10 protein-coding genes are annotated in these 17,418 nt (G+C 58.1%); 1 reads left to right on the top strand and 9 read right to left on the bottom strand.

All coding sequences use genetic code 11. The annotated features are described in order from the left end of the window. The 6 genes from Q1A59_RS09660 to Q1A59_RS09685 all read right to left on the bottom strand — a co-directional run bounded on the left by Q1A59_RS09660 (position 1) and on the right by Q1A59_RS09685 (position 8,039). Entirely contained in the window at positions 1–825 is an 825-nt protein-coding gene (locus Q1A59_RS09660) for a lipoyl protein ligase domain-containing protein (protein ID WP_299644912.1), read from the bottom strand. Beyond that, positions 816–1,931 (bottom strand): winged helix DNA-binding domain-containing protein, encoded by a 1,116-nt coding sequence (locus tag Q1A59_RS09665; RefSeq protein WP_299644913.1) that lies wholly within the window; start codon positions 1,929–1,931, stop codon positions 816–818. The genes Q1A59_RS09660 and Q1A59_RS09665 overlap by 10 nt, the downstream gene beginning before the upstream one ends. Then, the gene (locus Q1A59_RS09670; RefSeq protein WP_299644914.1) at positions 1,928–4,426 is read right to left on the bottom strand and encodes a glycosyltransferase family 39 protein; all 2,499 of its coding nucleotides are present in this window, start codon (positions 4,424–4,426) and stop codon (positions 1,928–1,930) included. Before Q1A59_RS09670 ends, Q1A59_RS09665 begins: the two co-directional genes overlap by 4 nt. A 51-nt stretch (positions 4,427–4,477) precedes the next feature. After that, positions 4,478–5,392 (bottom strand): DUF4032 domain-containing protein, encoded by a 915-nt coding sequence (locus Q1A59_RS09675; RefSeq protein ID WP_298407001.1) that lies wholly within the window; start codon positions 5,390–5,392, stop codon positions 4,478–4,480. 445 nt (positions 5,393–5,837) lie between these two features. Further along, positions 5,838–6,470 (bottom strand): metallophosphoesterase, encoded by a 633-nt coding sequence (locus Q1A59_RS09680; RefSeq protein ID WP_298406998.1) that lies wholly within the window; start codon positions 6,468–6,470, stop codon positions 5,838–5,840. Positions 6,471–6,485: 15 nt separating this feature from the next. Beyond that, positions 6,486–8,039, bottom strand: a complete 1,554-nt coding sequence (locus Q1A59_RS09685; protein ID WP_298406995.1) for an ATP-binding protein — start codon at positions 8,037–8,039, stop codon at positions 6,486–6,488. A gap of 301 nt (positions 8,040–8,340) precedes the next feature. Between Q1A59_RS09685 and Q1A59_RS09690 the strand changes: the two genes are divergently transcribed. Then, a complete protein-coding gene (locus tag Q1A59_RS09690; RefSeq protein ID WP_298406992.1) occupies positions 8,341–8,814 on the top strand; it encodes a glutathione peroxidase in 474 nt (157 codons plus the stop codon). Between the two features lie 188 nt (positions 8,815–9,002). On the opposite strand, the gene Q1A59_RS09695 is transcribed toward Q1A59_RS09690, so the two are convergent. The 3 genes from Q1A59_RS09695 to hypF all read right to left on the bottom strand — a co-directional run bounded on the left by Q1A59_RS09695 (position 9,003) and on the right by hypF (position 17,410). Next, positions 9,003–12,359 carry an ExeM/NucH family extracellular endonuclease gene (locus Q1A59_RS09695; protein WP_299644915.1) on the bottom strand — a complete coding sequence of 1,119 codons (3,357 nt, stop codon included), beginning with the start codon at positions 12,357–12,359 and terminating at the stop codon, positions 9,003–9,005. Positions 12,360–12,695: 336 nt separating this feature from the next. Further along, complete coding sequence (locus tag Q1A59_RS09700; protein ID WP_299644916.1) at positions 12,696–15,083, bottom strand: Eco57I restriction-modification methylase domain-containing protein; 2,388 nt, start codon at positions 15,081–15,083, stop codon at positions 12,696–12,698. After that, positions 15,083–17,410: a carbamoyltransferase HypF gene (gene hypF / locus Q1A59_RS09705; RefSeq protein WP_299644917.1), complete on the bottom strand. Its 2,328-nt coding sequence runs from the start codon at positions 17,408–17,410 to the stop codon at positions 15,083–15,085. The genes Q1A59_RS09700 and hypF overlap by 1 nt, the downstream gene beginning before the upstream one ends. Between the last annotated feature and the right edge of the window lie 8 nt (positions 17,411–17,418).

A 17,418-nucleotide genomic window follows, 5' to 3' on the forward strand; every position in this document is an offset into this window, starting at 1 on the left:
TCACCCGCCCAACGGCGCAAACCGGGTCTGCGCCGCCGCCATCACTGCCAATTCCGCTGCCGTCCAAGCGGAGGGCGCGATAGTTACATCGTACCGCTGATGGAGCGCGGCGGCAAATGCGTTAGCCAAGGATGCTAGACCGGGCGGGTTGGCGCAGACAGACGCCAAATCGGTCACGCGGTCCGCCAGCCGCTCCGTCAAGCGGCGGCGTTCAGGCTCAGAGATAGCCAACAGCGCCACCAATTGCGCTCCCGGCCAATGGGTGTAGAGGCCAACTTGAAACAGCATCCCTTCGCGCCGGCGGATCTGAGCGAAGCCAACCAGTTTGCGTCCGCCTACCAGCAATTCGTAAGGCGATTGGCCGCCAAAACACGCGCGCGCCACCAGCGGATCGAGTGTCGCCCGGTCAGCGCGGGCGGCAGCGATCTCGATCACGGTTGTTGCTACGCCAAACTGGGCCAAGGTCGCTTGCCACACCTCACCCAACCAGCGGTACGACTCGCTCACGTCGAGGTGGGCAAGTGGATGTGTCACCGGGAGTACGATGTCTTGCATCAAAAAACCGGGCACAAAAAGCACAGCCGTGCCGCCGCTCGCTCGCCGGTGGAGCGTGATACCGGCTTGCGCCAATGCTGCTCGATCAATATCGCTCAATTTCTGACCAGAACCGATCACCAGCGCTGGGTTGGCAGCGGCTGCGTACCAGCGAATGGCCGGTTGCTGCGTTGTGACCAACCCGGCCAGCATCGCGGCACTGGCGGCTAATTCACTGGCCGGATCGCCCTGCGCCGGCGGTAACAAACGCCACTCATTCATCACACCCATACCCATTCCCTTAATGGTGCGGCGAAATGGGCGGCAACAGCAGCCGCCAACATCTCGATCTGCGTCCGTACCGCTGGCGGCAGAGGAGCGAACGGACGGAGCGTCACAACCATCGCCGCTCCACGCCAATCGTACCGCCATGTTCCGGCAATTCGCCCCGCGAGGAGAATGGTTGCCTCAACGTGACCGGCTGGCCGCCAAACCTGTTTGTAGTCAACCGCATCGACCAACCAACTTCGATCGCGGGTTGCGAGCAAGAGTGGATCGAACCGACCAAGCAGATGCGGCGGCAATTCAGCCGGCTCCGGCAATTCATGCAGACGAGCCAGTTGGCTCTGTAACCACCACGCCGGCTTACCGGCAACCGTCATCTTCACCACCTCATCACCCAACAGTGCCAACCAACGCTTGATCTCGGCCTGCGTGCGCCCACGCCAGCAAGTCATATCGGCCAGCGTTGCCGGCCCAAATGCAGCCAGATAGCGGCGCATCAACTCGGCATTGGCCGTCTCGGTTGCCGGCGGATCCCAGCGAAGATCAGGCCGCCAGCGCAGTCGGTGAGCCATACGGGCTTCACCACCAGTTGGTGCAGCGTTACAAGCTAGACCACGCCGCGTGAGAATCGCAAAGATGCCGCCCCAGCCTGATAAATGGCGATCATCAATCTCGGGGACGAGACGGCGCAAATCGCTGCGCCCCATCGTCTCGTGCTCGGCCAACCAGCGCGCAACGCGTTCGATAAACGCCTCATACTCTGCCGCATCCCAGCCATCGCGCAGCGCCTCTTGCTCCCAATAGGTGGCGCGGCCCGCCTGCGCCGCGTAAATCAGCGGCCAATCAGTCGCCGCGTAGAGATGCAACGTCCCACGCTGGCCCCACAACCGCACCAGTAAACGTTCGTGGTAGAGCAGATGATCCAGTTGAGCCGCCGTGAACGCCGGCACGCGATTCCATAGCGCCAACCCAGCGGCAGGCAACATCTGGGCCTGCACCCCAGCGAGGTGGATAGCGGCAGCTTCCGGGCTGATAAACGGTGTCAGCAAGCCATTGTTCACAAACCGGGCCACTGTTGCTTGGGCAACACGCAGATCAACCGCCGCTTTCATGGCGACCTCATCACAGCACGGGCGGCCGCACCGCGAGCAAAGACGCGCACCAGCGGTTCGGCGTTGGCGGGAATGGTAGGGGTTGGCACAATCTCGACGGCGGTTGGGCCAAGTGCGCTCAAGACTGCAGCAACTTCATCAGGATTGGCAAAAGCAGGCAAGATGACCAGCGCATCGCTGTCAGGATCAAGCGTGCCGCGCCAAATTCGTGGCCGTTGTTCTAGCGGTAAATGTGCTGTCAGAAACCGCACAGTATCGCTGAGCGCCCACTCGCGCGGCAGATAGACGGGCACGGTCTGAGCGGCATCATGAGGCGCAGCAGCGCGACGCACAAGCTGGGCCATCACCGTCTCGGCTCGATCAAACTTGCCATACACTCGTGGGTCGTGCGGCATCTGACCGAAGTAGACCCACAGGTTCACGGCCAAACTTGCCGCCAGCGCGGCGGGGATTAACCAGTGCCGCCACTGCGCACCGGCTGCCAACCGGCTCAGCCCCCACCCGGCCAGCGCGCAGGCCGGTGCGAGGGTGCCGAGCGAGCGCATCGCATGCGGCGCGTTGAAACTCAACAAGCCCGGCAGGTAATACAGCAGCCACAGCGCCAGCAATACAACTGCCGACGTGCGCCGCGCGCGCCACGCCAAGCCCACGCCGATTAGCAAGAGCAGGCCAACCACCGGATCAACCATCGGCACCAGCGGCAAATGGTGGCGACCATTGGCTTCACCCTGCACGTGCCACATCAAGCCGTAGCGAACAATGTTCTCGGCAAGAAAATCAAGTGGACGGTGACGGTAAAGATCACTCGCTTGGAAAATTGAGACTATGCCAACGCGCTGATTAAAACCGGTGCTGTCATTGAGAATGTACCAGACGAGGGGTGCAATGACGAGTGCCCCCAACAGCGCTGCCAGCACCAACCGCGACCAGACCAGCCGCCAGCGTGTTGGATCGCGGCCCAACCGAATGAGCACCACGACTATCAATGCCACCGGTGCAAGCCGTCCGGTGTGATAGGTATAAACAGCCAGCCCCCCTAACGCCGCTGCACCGGCTACGTACCACCACCAACCGCGCCGCACCGGATCAAGGCCACGCCACAGTAATCCAGCCGCCGTCAGCACCAGCAGATGATCGAGCGTGGCAGGGAAGGCCCAGCGGCTCATACTTAATGACCACGAGGCCCAAGCCAGCAAGGCTGCACCCAACATTGCCGCTCGCCGGCCAATCAATGGCGCAGCAAACCAGTAGAGTGCCAGCGGTGTCAAGGCGCCGGCAACTGCGCTCACTAGGCGCACACTCCACATATTTGGTCCCAGCATCCCCACCACCGGCGCCATCAGATAAAAGAGCAGCGCTGGTAGATCGGCGAAACCCGGCACATAAATCGGACGAAAGGTTGGCTCTGTCCAAATCTGCAAAGCGAGCAGCCCATGACGTGCTTCATCACGCCACAACGCCAGTGGCATTTGCTCGAGCCCTACTAGTCGTGTTGCTAAGGCAATACCAGTGATAACAACCAGTAACTTACCAATCGGCCATGAAGACACATCCTCCTGATTGGTGAAGAGCGGCCATGCCACACCGACACCGACGATGGCAAGCGGTAGGAACAGCCATACAGATGCGCCAGCGCGTAAGACTAGGATACTCGCAAAGGCGATTGCCAGCCCACTCCAGCCTACTAACGGTCGAGACGCAACCCATAGATGAACAGGACGCCACATCAAATACCAACCACCAGTAAGCACAGGCCACATCACCAATACCAGCAATGGAACCACTGGCCACCACGGCCACGGTAACATTGGCAACCAATACTCAGCCGTAACCGGCCACCACGCTAACCCAACTGCTGGCAACAGGGCTAAACATGCAGCACAATCGCGCCAATAAGGTGGCCAACGCCAAGCAATACCTACCATCCATGCCAGCAATGGCAGAATACTCCAAGTAATCGTCTGAGCACTGAGCGGGGGACGATCAGCCAAGGGTACCTGACTCACACTGCTTAATACCACGCCCAACTCACGTACATCAGGCAACGCAACGTATGGTTGAGTTTCCCAGCGCAGGGTGGTCTCGCCAATAGGATTGGTCGGAACGAGGAAATGATAGCGCCGCCAATACGGTGCTACTGTCGTAATGCCTAATGGCCCATCTTGAGACGAAAAGGTTACCTGTTCGTGAGAAACACCCGGCTGGCGCGGCGCAGCCAAGCGCAACTCGACCAGTGCCGGCACGCCGCGATAGCCGTAGAGAAATAATGCAGCCCGCGGTTGCGACCAACGAAAAAGGTCAGTCTCATTCTGCTCGTTGGTATAAAAACCAACAAGCACCGGCTCGTGATCTTCACCAACGCGCCAAGCGTGTGAGGTACGAATAGGCGAGAAGCATAACAAACCAATGGCGATGAGCGTCAACGCCACTGGCAACAACAAGGCTGGTTGGAACGAAAAGGTTGGGCGTGCAAGCGTTCTAATCACGCTGCGCATTATAGCTTCCTATCGGAAACGGCGCAACCGCGGCTGCGAGAGATTAATCGCTTAGATTGCACCGGCAGCCTTCCCCCGCAACGCACCCAACAGCCAATCGGTAATCGCCGCCAAACTGCGCCGGCCAAAAAGCCGTACATAATCCGACGCTGCCACCAACGGCCCCGGATCGGCGCCGCCGTTGCGTTCACGCAGATACCAGCGGTGATCCATGATCCAGCGGTAGAGGTCGGCCTCGGTGCGACCGGGGAAGTAGCGTAGCGCATTCTGCGCCCGGATAACCTCAATCACCGGCATGTAGACGTTATCGTACCAACTCGCCACCGCCTCCTCGCGCGATATTGGCCGCCCCAACTCTTGGCCCAGATAGTAGCGATGGGCATTAATATGGCGCACCAAATCGAGATAACCACCGGGTTCGCTAAACTCGATCCGCTGATCGGGGCGCAAATTGGCTAGACCAGTCCACTCTAGAAAGTCGCTATACTCCTCTTTCAAGAGCAAATCGCGCAAGCTGAGATTGGGATCGAGCGGCACATCAACCACCAGCTCGGTGACAATCGCGTCAATCTCGCGCTGGCCTTGAAAGCGCGCCACCGAGATACGGTGATGGCCGTCTTTTACAAAATAAATATCACCCAATTTATACAGTTCGACTGACGGCAACGGTGTTCCTTCGTGATGAGCACGATCGATGCTCATCCAGCGGAATCGATTAGCATTATGTCGAGGCGCAAACTGACGGTCGAAATCGCTGTACCGGCCCTCGCTGCCGATGATCTTATCGAGCGGCACCGTCTGATGACCAAGGTAGTGTTGGCCACGGACATTTAGCCGCGCTCGCACCTCATCGAACGGCAACAGCTCGTTGGGACGGCGCGTAATCAGCGCCAGCAGCTCGCGCAGCATCTGGTCGCGGCGAATGCGGGTGAATTCGTCGTGAACGATCGCTTGAATGGCTGACATTGGCCACTCCTTTCGGTCTCATGATAACCCTATTAGGTGATCGACCGACAGCGTCGGCGGCCGTTGTCACGGGTAGCGTACCATGGGATGGATGTGATTGCAACATAGAAGGTTGCTCAGAAAACTGTCTTGGTAAGGTAGGGACGGATTGCAAACCCATCCCTACGGTGTCCACGCCCTACCAAAAACACCATTCCCCTCTCCCCCTGCGGGAAGAGGGGGGAGGGGCAGAGTAAACACCACCCTGCGGAAATAAGTTGCCCTAATTGGAGGGCGGCATTTATGCCGCCATATGATAGATAAGTTACTCTAACTGTAGGGCGGCATTTACTCCGCACTCTATAATATAATGGATGGAACAAATGCCGCCCTACGCCGTGCGCTCTGCTCGCGAGGGTATTCGATAGGCATACTGACAATCACCCCTACGATACCCTGCTCAACTTCACACCACAATATCGAGTACCCGATAGCCGGCCGTATTGATGACCAGCGTATCTCCATACTTCGTTTCAGTCGTGTGACCAAACCCGTAGGAAAGATGGATGTGACCATGGATGAGGTAGCGGGGACGGAACCACTGCATCATGAACAACAATGCCCGAAAGCCGCGATGGGGATAATCGGGGCCGTTGTGAATACCGAGTGGAGGGGCATGGGTGAGCAGGATGTCGAGATAGCGACCGTAGCGCAGCCGGTTGAGCAATAAGCGCGGCACCATTTGCCATACCCGCAGCATCATCTGCGTTTCAGTGTATTGGTGATGACCATCGGGCTTGTAGCGGATCGAACCGCCCAAACCGCCGATCAACAGTCCTTGATGGTAGACTACCCGATCTTCCACGCAGAGTGCACCGCGCGCATAACTGACAACTTGTCCATCAGCCTGCACTTCTGGCGAGTCGTGATTACCCCAGACGTAGAAGCAAGGCTGGCCGAGCATTGTCACCACAAACTCGAGATAGTAGATCGGTAGATCACCGCAGGCCAGCACGAGTTGGACATCAGCGAAGCGTTGTTTGATATTCAGACTATAGACAGCAGGGACGACTTCGTCGCTAATCGTAAGCGTGCGCATGCCGCCTATTGTACTCTATTCTGCGCCAGACAACGCAACCGGATCGGGCAACGGCAAATAGATGGCGAACGTGCTGCCGCGCCCCACTTCGCTCGCCACTGTCACATAGCCACCGTGCGCTTCGGCGACCCACTTCACGATCGACAACCCCAACCCGGCCCCGCCGCTATGGCGCGAACGCGAGCGATCAACCCGGTAGAAGCGGTCAAAAATATGGGTAAGTTCAGCTTCGCTGATGCCAACACCGGTATCGGCTACGCTCAGACAGGCAAACTGCTCGTAGCGTTCGAGACCTAACACCACCAACCCTCCCGGTGGGGTGTATTGCAACGCATTCACCCCTAAATTCAACAACGCCTGCTTAATCCGATCACGATCGCCATAGACCAATATCTGATCCTCAGCGCCGATCCGTAACCGCACTTGACCGGCTAGCGGGCGCAGCTCGCGAAACACCTCAAGCAGCAAGGTGTCAAGCTCAACCGGCTCGTGGCGCAACGCGACATGCGTCTCGCTTTGGGCGAGCAGCAACAGATCATTCACCATGCGGATTAAACGTGCTGTTTCGCGCCGCATATCGCCGATCACCTCTTTGAGCAAAGCCGGATCATCGCCGGCACCACGATCGAGCACTTCGAGATTGCCCTGCATCACCGTCAAGGGTGTGCGTAACTCGTGGCTAACGTCGGCCACAAACCGCTGCTGCGTGGAAAAGAGCTGTTCAAGACGCGATAACAACTCGTTAATTGTCACGGTCAATTGGTGAAGCTCATCGCGTTGGGCCGGTTCGGGAATCCGGCGACCGAGATCCTCGGCCCGCACAATGCTCTGCGCGGTCAAAGTGATCTGCTCAATTGGGCGTAACGCTCGCTTCGACAGATACATCGCTCCAATACCCGTTACGATCAAGGCAATCATCCCGCCGCCAAGCAGAATTTGCTGCAAGAGCGTCAACGTATCAGCTACATCATCAAGCGGGCGGGAGACTTGCAAGAAACCGAGCAATTGCCCATCACGTAAGACAACCGGAGTAATCAGTGATTTGACCGGTACGCCGTTGACATCGCGCACAATGGTGATCCCGTTCGTATCGGTTGAGGTTAATTGCAACGCTTCCGGCGGCAACGGCAGCATATATGGTTCGAGATTCGGAGTGTTGCTCACCAACGTACCATCAGGCCGAAAAAATTGCGCGCCGATATTGCGATTAGTAAAAAGCTGAATGAAATCCCGATCGAGAAAGAGTTGCAACTGGCCACTCGGGGTGCGAATGCTTTGCAACCCAACTGCGTTAAGGATTGCTCGCACTTGTTGGGTCGCCGACGTGAGATCACGTTGGACGCCGGAGTAGAGTGCTTGCGCCACCGCAAAATGCACACCAATCCCAATCACAAGCAGCGCAAGTGAGAAGAGACTGGTGTAGAGCAACGTCAACCGCACCCGAAACGGGACAGCGACCAAGCTCTGTCGCAAACGCTGCCACGGCAGCCAGCGCACTGGCACCGCCGGAGATTGGTCGGGGGTAGAGGCAAGGGTAGTTGGGGCAAGTTTGTCGTTGATATCAGTCATACACCTACGATACGAAATTTAAGTAAATTGATAAGAGTTTTTTAGGCTGTCTGTACAGAATTTCTCGTTTGTTATTGCATGAAAAGATTGCTGCGGGATCAATCCTCGTCGCTCATCACTTATCCTCACGAGCCGCCGCCGGCGGCGAAGCCATCACCCTCGACAGCGGGAGCGATGCCTGTACCGATTGCCATCAGCATACCACATTGCCCGCCGGTATGACGGGTTGACAATTCGGCGAAATCCGATCATACTATTTAGGGTTCATTTTTGAAATTTCAAATATTTAAAGCCATCGCTGATGAGCATCTACGAATTCTCAGCCTACACTAGCGACGGTGATCTGCTCGCCCTTTCGGTTTATCGCGGCAAAGTATTGTTGATCGTCAATGTTGCCAGCCACTGCGGTCTTACCCCCCAATACGGTGATCTCGAATCGCTCTACCGGCGCTATCGCGAGCGCGGGTTGGTAGTGCTTGGGTTTCCGAGCAACGATTTCAATCAAGAACCTGATGATGAAGCGACGATCAAATCCTTTTGCGCCCGCAATTATGCAGTAACGTTTCCGCTCTTTGCGAAGATCCACGTGAATGGGCCAGACACCCATCCGCTCTTTGCTTATCTCAAAGAGCAGCAGCCGGGGTTGTTCGGCAGCACTGCCATCAAGTGGAATTTCACGAAGTTTCTGATTGACCGTAACGGTCGTGTGGTGCGCCGCTTTGCGCCGACCGATACTGTTGGCGTGGTTGAGCGCGAGATGGTAGAGTTACTATGATGAAATGATGGGATCTTGGCGGTTGCTCATGTGGCATGCGGCAGCCAAGCTGCCGCATGCCATTTTCACATCCCGTCTCTATTCTCTCGCTAGTGGCACTGCCGCACTACATACCGAGATGTTGTGTTCCGCTAGATTGCGTTGTGGAATGCGGCAGTTTGACTGCCGCACTCCATATTGTTCCAACCTTATGGCACGAGATCGCCGCCGCCGAAGTCATCAAATCCGGCGCCGCCGCTGTTGTAGAACCAGACGCCGATCCGGCCACCAGTGCCTACGTAACGGTTACCGGCAGCAGGTCGGGTATCAGCCACACCGATCCGTGCACAGCGCACAAAAACCTCAACGGTGCCATCGGCCCGTGCCCGCGCACCGAGAGTGTCACCGTTAGCAACAGTTGCAGCAAAGGTGGCAACAGTCACGAAACCCTGTCCCGGTACGAAGGCCTCGACGACCACGTGTTGGTTGACCGCATCGTAACTCACCAACAGCGCGCCATTCCGTCCGCCACTCCCGCGCACCTTCAGGGCCAGCGTGTGGTGCTGACCATTCGGGTCGATCGCCGTCAACCGCATGAAGGCTTCTTGATCTGGCCCAAACATAGTTGGCCGCCACAACGCAAGCCCGCCCTTCTCGACTGTCACCGCATTGCCATCAATCCGGTACTGGTCAAGCTGGGTTGCGCCACTCCAGTTCGATCCCAAGCGACCGTTGGCCCGGTCGAACGTATCAAGGGTAGGTGAACCCGGAAAGGGACGCACCTCCACTGTAACGGTTTGTACTGGTTCAACATTCCCGGCTCCATCGCGGGCAAAGAACTCGACCGTGTAGGTACCCTCGCCGCTGAGCGTGAACGGATCGGTGTAGGGCTGGAACGTACCACCATTCACGCGGTAGGTGATCGCAGCCACACCTGACCGATCATCGGTCGCACTCAGCGTGATTGTGACGTTACCAGCGTAGCAGTTGGCCGGGCAGAGCGGATTCGTTGGGCCGTTGATGCTAGCCGCCGTGACCGGCGGTGTACCATCAAGGTTGAGACCAACAACCACTGGATCGTGATCCGAGGTGCGGTAAAAGTCGGGTGCATAGAGCGTGTTGATCTGGTTGGCCGATTTGAAGTTCGTGTTGTAATCGAGGACCGACGGCTCATCGGCATTGATATGCCATTCAGCTACACCGCTCACTTGGGCGCTCAGGCTGGCGTTTGCCAGTGCGTAGTCGAGATAGCCCCACTGACCGTTGAAGACATACGAATACGCATTTGGCCCGCCGAAGCGCTCGATCACATTTTCGTAGCCTTGCGCCTCCAGCGCCCGGATGGGATCCTCTTTGGCATAGCTGTTGAGATCGCCGATGATCAACACGTCTGGATCGTTCACCCCGGTTGGGTCAGTTGCCAACCATGCTGCCAGCTCGTTGGCCGCATTGGTGCGCACGATGTTGCAGTTACCTTGCCCATCACCGGCATCAGGGGTATCGCAGGCGCTGCCCTTGCTCTTGAAGTGGTTGACCGTGACTACAAACCGTGCGCCACTGGCATTCTCGGCAAATGCTTGCGCCAGCGCCGCCCGATTGCGTGGTGCGCTGTCGCCGCCGGTGATAAATGCCGGCGTGTTGAGCGCCGCCGTCTGGCCAACCGGCGTGACTAGCGCTGGCTGGTAGATGATACCGACCTTGATCGCATCGTTCCCCAACGCATCAACCTGCCCGGTTGCTGCGTCCACATCAATAAACGCATACGTCCCCGGCGCAGTCACTGCATTGAGCCGGTTGACCAGATCGGCGATGGCGCTATTCGGGCCATAGCCGTCATTCTCTATCTCTATCACACCTAGCACAGTAGGGTTGAGTGCAACAATGGCCGCGACAGTCTTGTTTGTCTGGCGGGCAAACTCAGTAGCATTCTCGGCTCCGCGGCAACCGGTTGGACTACCGGTCAGCCCATTGGTGCAGCCGCTGAAGGTATTGAAGTAGTTGAGGAGGTTCATACCGACGACGGTGATGCTACCGCCAACGCTGGGAGGTGCAGTCGGTCGCGGATTATCGGCGGCAAAAGCCGGCACGCCACCCCCCGGCCACAGATCGCTTAGATCGCCGACCGGCCGTACTCGGTAGGCATTACCGCTCGCCGCATTGCCCGACCACGTATAGGTCATCACCCCGATGAGACCGGTCACACTATCACCGCCGCGTAGCGTATTGCTCGCGCTGAGCGGATTACCGCCGCGACCAAACAGGATCGGGTCGGGGTTCTGGTTTTGGAGATTGTCATCGACAATGATCCGGTTCAAGTCGTTAGCCGCTTGCACTGCCGCTGCCAACGGCCCCGGCGGGTAAAGGCTGGTCGGCTGGTAGAGGCGTGCTTCCGCTGACATCACCACCTGCCCAAACCGACCAAGCTGGAAATGCTCAGTAACGACCAACTTCATCGGGAAGCGCACCAGCATGCCCTCGTAGCGTTCGAGATAATCGGCGCTGGGGAAAGGCATCGTTACATCAACGGGATCGACGGTACCGGTGCCGACGACGGTGATCTGCGTGGCGCTGATCTGGGTTTGGCCCTGAAATTCGCTGACTGTGCCACGTACCCGCACCAGATCGCCGAGGTTCACGTTATTGTTGTTGTCGTTGAAGACAAAGATACCCTCTGACGTCAGTGGGTCAGCGTCCCAATCGGCAACCTCTTCTTGCACGTAAAAGCCGCGCAGATTGGGTGATGGCCCTTCAAAGTCACCGACCACGACGCCTTCAACCAGTACCTCTTCACTCACACAGGGCGAAATGTCGATCGTGCCCTGAATCTGGCTGATCAGGCTCACATTCGGCACATCGGGACAATTGCCCGTCATCGGCGGCGGAGGCGGTGGCACGCTACACGGATTGGCCGGACTACTGGTATTGCGCGGATTGGGTGGCCCGGCGCTGAAATCGCTCGCGTTGTTATCGGTCTCGACACAACCATTGCCGTTGCGCAGCGCAGCCGTGGTATTGCTTAGCGTTGGCGCAGGCGCACCTTCAAAAAAGTTCGCATTGCCGTAACCGACTAGATCGATAATCAGCGCCAACTGCGCCGGCGTACATGGCGTTGAACCGCCGTTGCAGGCAAGGCCGCTGGTGCTATTGACGAGCGCAAACTTGCCAGCGCTCGCGCTTGCATTGATTGCACCAGTCGCATTGGGCGTCGGCAGCGGTGCGCCCGCCGCACCACCGGCCAATTGTACGAGATAGTATTGGCCGGGAGCGAGCGACCCGCTTAAAAGCACGACCGGATTGTTGCCAAAATTGCCGGTGCCGGTGGCACTGGCGTATTGAATCGATAACCCACTCAGCGAGACGGTTGTTGTACCACGGTTGAAGAGTTCAACAAAGTCGTTTGTGTACGGCGCACCACTATTGCCACCGCCGCCATACACTTGGCTAATGACCAAATCGGCGCTTACTGCGCGCACGACCGGTAGCCCAACCCCGAACGGTACGAACACAAACGCGATTACGAGCAATAACCCGACCCAGCGGCGGATTCCGCCAAATGCAGCATGCATACCCTGCACCTCGTTGAATGACAGGCGAACATACTACCCAGCAGCGACACGGCCATGCGGCGGGTTTGCGAGGGGATGCAGACAAGGTACACCACGTCGCAATGGTTGAATAATCAAGCGTAGCAATGATAGCAGTAAACCTTGAAATCAGTGTTAAGGAATTGTTGGGATCGATAAACGATTTCATGACATTTTTGTCATTGTCATGATGAACAAAACGTCACGTGCAGTGCTGTGCAGAAGAGGTATAACGCTAAGACGCGAAGACCGCAAAGATACAGAGCATGATTGCGTTCCCCTTGCGCCTCTGCGGTTACCTCCTTTGTGCCCTTTACCTTAATCGATCGTTCGCCCCATTCGGTATTTGATGTCGTAATTGAGAATAAAATCGACTGCTTCGGCGTTAAAACCGTAATCTCGACCAAGCTGACGGTCGATCCGGTCGAGGATCGGTTTGGCCGGTTTAGCGTCGAAGTTGATTTCACCGGTGTTGATCCTCTCGCCACGACGGATGCGGTGACAGCGGTGAGCCGCGTAGACCGCGAGTAGTTCGCGTTCAAGGGTGCAGTACGGTTCCACATCCACCAGATTCAGATCAAAAACCGGAAGTTCCAAAACTTCACGAGCGACAACATCCATGCAGTTGGAATTAACAATCCAATACCAGTAAAAGAGTTGGCTATTGAGCAAGGCGAATACGATCGGTCGCAGATGGACGGGTACCGTGATAGGTTTATAGTGGGATGAGAGTTTTTCGGGCAAGGCTTTGCGCCAATAACGACCGCCAGAATGGTAGTAGATCGGTGTGCCGTGTTCGACAATGAAGTCTTTGAGTTTTTTCCGGTGTTGATGCATAGTGGTTAGGATGGCAATCTCAATCGGTGAGCCGATCTTGGGGAGTGGGTTGGCATGGGTAGTGATACCATCCCAACGGCAGTAGCTCAGCTTGGCGAAGAGAAACGGTCGGTCGCTCGGTGGGCGATTGAACCAACGGTGGTAGGTAGTGCTGTACACGCGCGCTTCACCGTCCGACTGATGTAAGAGCGTGATGGTGAGGTTCATATCAACACCGGCAAAGAGCTTTCCCGGTCGCACTGCATAGTGACTATGCCACTGAGTATAGCTGCGGTAGAGCTGTTGCAGCGGCCGCATCCTCTCGGTTGAGACCGACGCGATCGGGACGATCATGCCAAATCTGCCGTGCGGCTTAAGCAACTGCAATGCGCGTTCGATGACAAAGGCGTAGAGGTTGCCACTGCCTGCCGTCTGATACTCTACCATGCGGTAGTTGTGTTTGACGTTACGGTAGGGAAGGTAGGGCGGGTTACCGACAATCACGTCAAACCCGCCATTGGCAAGAATTGTAGGGAACGCCTCATGCCAATTGAAGGTTTGGGTGTGGTGATATTGAGCAGGCGACGGGTGCGCCTCGATAGAGCCGTTTCCCTCTCCCACCAGCGCGTTACCTAGCCGGATAGTGTGGTCGAGGTTGGGCAACGGTGTGCGCAGGCCCACGTTAGCATATTCGGCAATAAGCACAAGCAGGAGGCGCAATTTGCAGACCTCAATCGCTTCTGGCATGAGATCAACGCCGTACAGATTATGTGCCACAATCCATTTGATAATCTGGTCGCTGCGATGAGCGTCAGCGCCTATTTCGTGTGATGCAAGCCAATCTGGTTGAATAGTGGCTATCCGTCCAAGCACAGCATGGTAGATCGGTGTCAGTACACGCAGGGCGGCGAGCAAGAATGCGCCTGAGCCAACCGTTGGATCAAGCACGCTGAGCGGAGGGTACCCGCCGTGCGGATCGCCGACGAGTGCGGTGAAGAGGGCCAAGAGGCGATGCGGATCGAGCTGCGAGATCAGATCGGCCATGAGCGCGGTAAGGTCAAGGTTGGCGGTGATCGCATCGTTGATCGTGACAAGCTGGCCGCTGGTTGCCGCCGCGACAATGGCCGCTACTTGGGAATGCCGCGCAGCTTGTTCACGGTCAGTTTCGGTTGGTAAGGGGACGGCTTGCTGCATCGCTGGGTAGATGTAGCGGCGGATGTTCTGCGCTAAGGCGAGCGGTGCTAACGACAGCCCGGCCTTATCGAACAGCGCCGGGATGATAGTGGCGCGACAAATGTAGGCGCTAACGTCGTCGTGTGTATAATAGGCGCCTAGCTCCTTTTGGTTGATGGCTTGTTCGAGTGCGTAACCCACAATCTCAGGATCGATCTCGCGTTCGTGCCGCCCCGGTCGGCCATGCACATACCAGCACCACTGACCAAAAAAGGTGAAAAGCTGCTCGAACACACTGTCTGGAATGGTGATTGTATCGCCATGCTGCACTTCGAGTGGATGCGGAACAAAGAGGTTGCTCCCAAGGTAAGGAACATCACCGAGCAGACGGTTGGTCGCCGCGTCGCGCTCATCACGCACGCGGCCCAGCCCATCGAACCAGAGCGCGCGTAACACATCACGGTAATAACGATCCGGGCCGAAGTGGGTACGACTCCACGCTAGCTGCTCAGGCAGATACGCCGGGTTGCGGTCAAGCCAGCCTTGGGTTTGGATGAACCAGAGCACAATCAGCCGTGACAGCAGCACCGTCGCATACCAGCGCCGCTCGTGTTCACACGCAATGCCCTGTATGCGAGCGTGTAAGCTGACGTAAGACGGTTGCAGTTCGGTGTAGAAATGGGCAGCGATTCGTTCGGAAGTGAGACAATGTTCCATCACGCACACCTCAACCGCGCCCCAGCCACTGCCACCTGCCCCAACGCCAAGCCACCATCGTTCGGCGGGGCAAGGCGCGGGATCAGTACAGTAAAGCCATCGGCGCGCAACGCATCGGCCAGCGTCTCCAGAAGTAAGACATTTTGCAACACGCCGCCGCTGAGGGCAACAGTCGTGAGACCGCGCTCATCGCGCACCCGCCGGCAAGCCGCCAAGAGCGCCTGCGCAACCCCGTGATGCACCCGACCGGCGATTGCCGCCGGTGCAACCCCGGCCTGCAGATCATCAACCAGCGCCGCCAGCAGCGCTAATCCATCAAGTATAAACGGCCCGCCAATAATAGCCGGTTCGCGGAGTGGCATTGGATAAGGCGGCTGTTGTGGATCGGCGATCTGCTCGAAGAGAATAGCCAGCTCGCCTTCGTAACGGGCAATCTGGCCCATGCCGGCCAGTGCGGCGGCAGCGTCGAAGAGCCGCCCAAGGCTTGAAGTGCGCGGGCTATTGAGGCTCCGTTCAATCATACGGGCCAACACCTGCCACGCCGCTTGATCGAGCTGCCGGGTAAACGGTAGCGCAAGTCGCCAGAAATCAGGGCCGTAGAGCTGAGCCAGCGCCGCTGCTGCCACCCGCCACGGCTGGCGCACCGCCTGCTCACCACCGGGCAAGGTCAGCGGCCTAAGATGACCGACACGCTCATACTCGGCACAGGTCGCTACCAGCACCTCACCCCCCCACACTGTTCCGTCCGGCCCATAGCCGCTGCCATCGGCGGCAATCCCGATTACCGGCCCGGTGTGACCGTATTCGGCCAGCACAGCGGCAATATGGGCGTGGTGATGTTGCACGCCAATCTTACGTTCAATTGGCATTGCGAGTGCCGCTTGGGTAGCTAGATAGCCGGGGTGCAGATCGAAAGCCACTACCTCGGGCACAATCTCAAACAACCGTTGAAAGTGAGCAATCCCCTCGTGGAACGAGCGCAGCGTAGGCAGATTTTCGAGATCGCCAATGTGATGACTCAGAAAGACCTCGCGCCCGCGAGCGAGAGCGAAGGTGTTCTTGAGATGGCCGCCGCAGGCGAGGATCGGGCAGGGCAGTTCGTGAGCCAGCGTGATCGGCGCGGGCGCATACCCGCGCGAGCGACGGATGAGGAGCGGCCCGCCGGCGGCTACGCGCGCCACACTATCGTCGCAGCGCATGTGGATCGGGCGGTTGTGGGTCAGGAAGGCATCAGCGATTGCACCCAACCGCTGCGCTGCATCCTCATCTTCATACGCAATCGGCTCATCACTCAGATTGCCGCTGGTTAGCACAATCGCCGCCACCCGCTGCGAACCAATGACCGCAGCATAATCGGCCAACAGAAGATAGTGCAACGGCGTGTAGGGCAACATCACCCCTAACGTCTGCATCCCCGGCGCAACCGACGGCGCAACCGGCGCGTCAGGCCGGCGCGGCATCAGCACAATCGGGCGGGCCGGACTCGTCAGCAAGGCATGTGATTGCGGATCGATCACGCAGAGCCGTGCGGTCATTTCCACATCACACGCCATCACTGCCAACGGTCGTGCCTCACGTTGCTTACGCTGGCGCAACCGGCGCACCGCCGCCTCGTCATCGGCGGCGCAGGCCAGATGGTAGCCGCCCAACCCCTTGATCGCCACGATCTGACCGTGCGCAAGCGCGGTCGCCGCCGCGATCAGCGGATCGGAATGCGAATCCATCTCTACCCCGCTTGCACCCCTGAAAAACCGCACCTGCGGCCCACACACCGGACACGCCGTTGGCTGAGCGTGAAATCGGCGGTCACGCGGGTCTTCGTACTCGGCTCGGCACCGCGCGCAGAGCGGGAAGCTACGCATCGTCGTGTTGGCGCGGTCGTAGGGCACATCGAGCACGATGGTAAAACGCGGGCCGCAGTTAGTGCAGTTGGTAAACGCATAGCGATAGCGGCGATCAGTTGGATCGGTAATCTCGCGCAGGCAATCGGCGCAGGTAGCGGTATCGGGCGCGATCAGCGTGCGGCGTTGGGCCTGCGTTTGGCTGGCCGCGATCACAAACTCGCGCTCGCCCAATAACGCCAGCGGCTCAACGCTCACCTGCTCGATGCGGGCGAGAGGCGGCGCTTCGCGTTGCAGCGCCATTACAAACTCGTGCAACAAGCCCTCCTCACCCTCGATTTCAATCGTCACGCCGGCGCTATCGTTGCGCACAAAACCGGCCAGCCCCCAACGTTCAGCCAAGCCAAACACAAAGGGCCGGAAGCCGACGCCTTGCACGATGCCGCGCACACTGATCCGCCAGCGCCGCTGCTGATAATTGATCATTGCTGGTT

The sequence above is a fragment of the uncultured Chloroflexus sp. genome (genome assembly GCF_937951745.1).
Lineage (GTDB): Bacteria > Chloroflexota > Chloroflexia > Chloroflexales > Chloroflexaceae > Chloroflexus.

Excerpts from the sequence above, each read along its gene's own strand:
- Q1A59_RS09660 (WP_299644912.1), bottom strand. The coding sequence starts at position 825 with ATGGGTGTGATGAATGAGTGGCGTTTGTTACCGCCGGCGCAGGGCGAT.
- Q1A59_RS09665 (WP_299644913.1), bottom strand. The coding sequence starts at position 1,931 with ATGAAAGCGGCGGTTGATCTGCGTGTTGCCCAAGCAACAGTGGCCCGG.
- Q1A59_RS09670 (WP_299644914.1), bottom strand. The coding sequence starts at position 4,426 with ATGCGCAGCGTGATTAGAACGCTTGCACGCCCAACCTTTTCGTTCCAA.
- Q1A59_RS09675 (WP_298407001.1), bottom strand. The coding sequence starts at position 5,392 with ATGTCAGCCATTCAAGCGATCGTTCACGACGAATTCACCCGCATTCGC.
- Q1A59_RS09680 (WP_298406998.1), bottom strand. The coding sequence starts at position 6,470 with ATGCGCACGCTTACGATTAGCGACGAAGTCGTCCCTGCTGTCTATAGT.
- Q1A59_RS09685 (WP_298406995.1), bottom strand. The coding sequence starts at position 8,039 with ATGACTGATATCAACGACAAACTTGCCCCAACTACCCTTGCCTCTACC.
- Q1A59_RS09690 (WP_298406992.1), top strand. The coding sequence starts at position 8,341 with ATGAGCATCTACGAATTCTCAGCCTACACTAGCGACGGTGATCTGCTC.
- Q1A59_RS09695 (WP_299644915.1), bottom strand. The coding sequence starts at position 12,359 with ATGCATGCTGCATTTGGCGGAATCCGCCGCTGGGTCGGGTTATTGCTC.
- Q1A59_RS09700 (WP_299644916.1), bottom strand. The coding sequence starts at position 15,083 with ATGGAACATTGTCTCACTTCCGAACGAATCGCTGCCCATTTCTACACC.
- hypF (WP_299644917.1), bottom strand. The coding sequence starts at position 17,410 with ATGATCAATTATCAGCAGCGGCGCTGGCGGATCAGTGTGCGCGGCATC.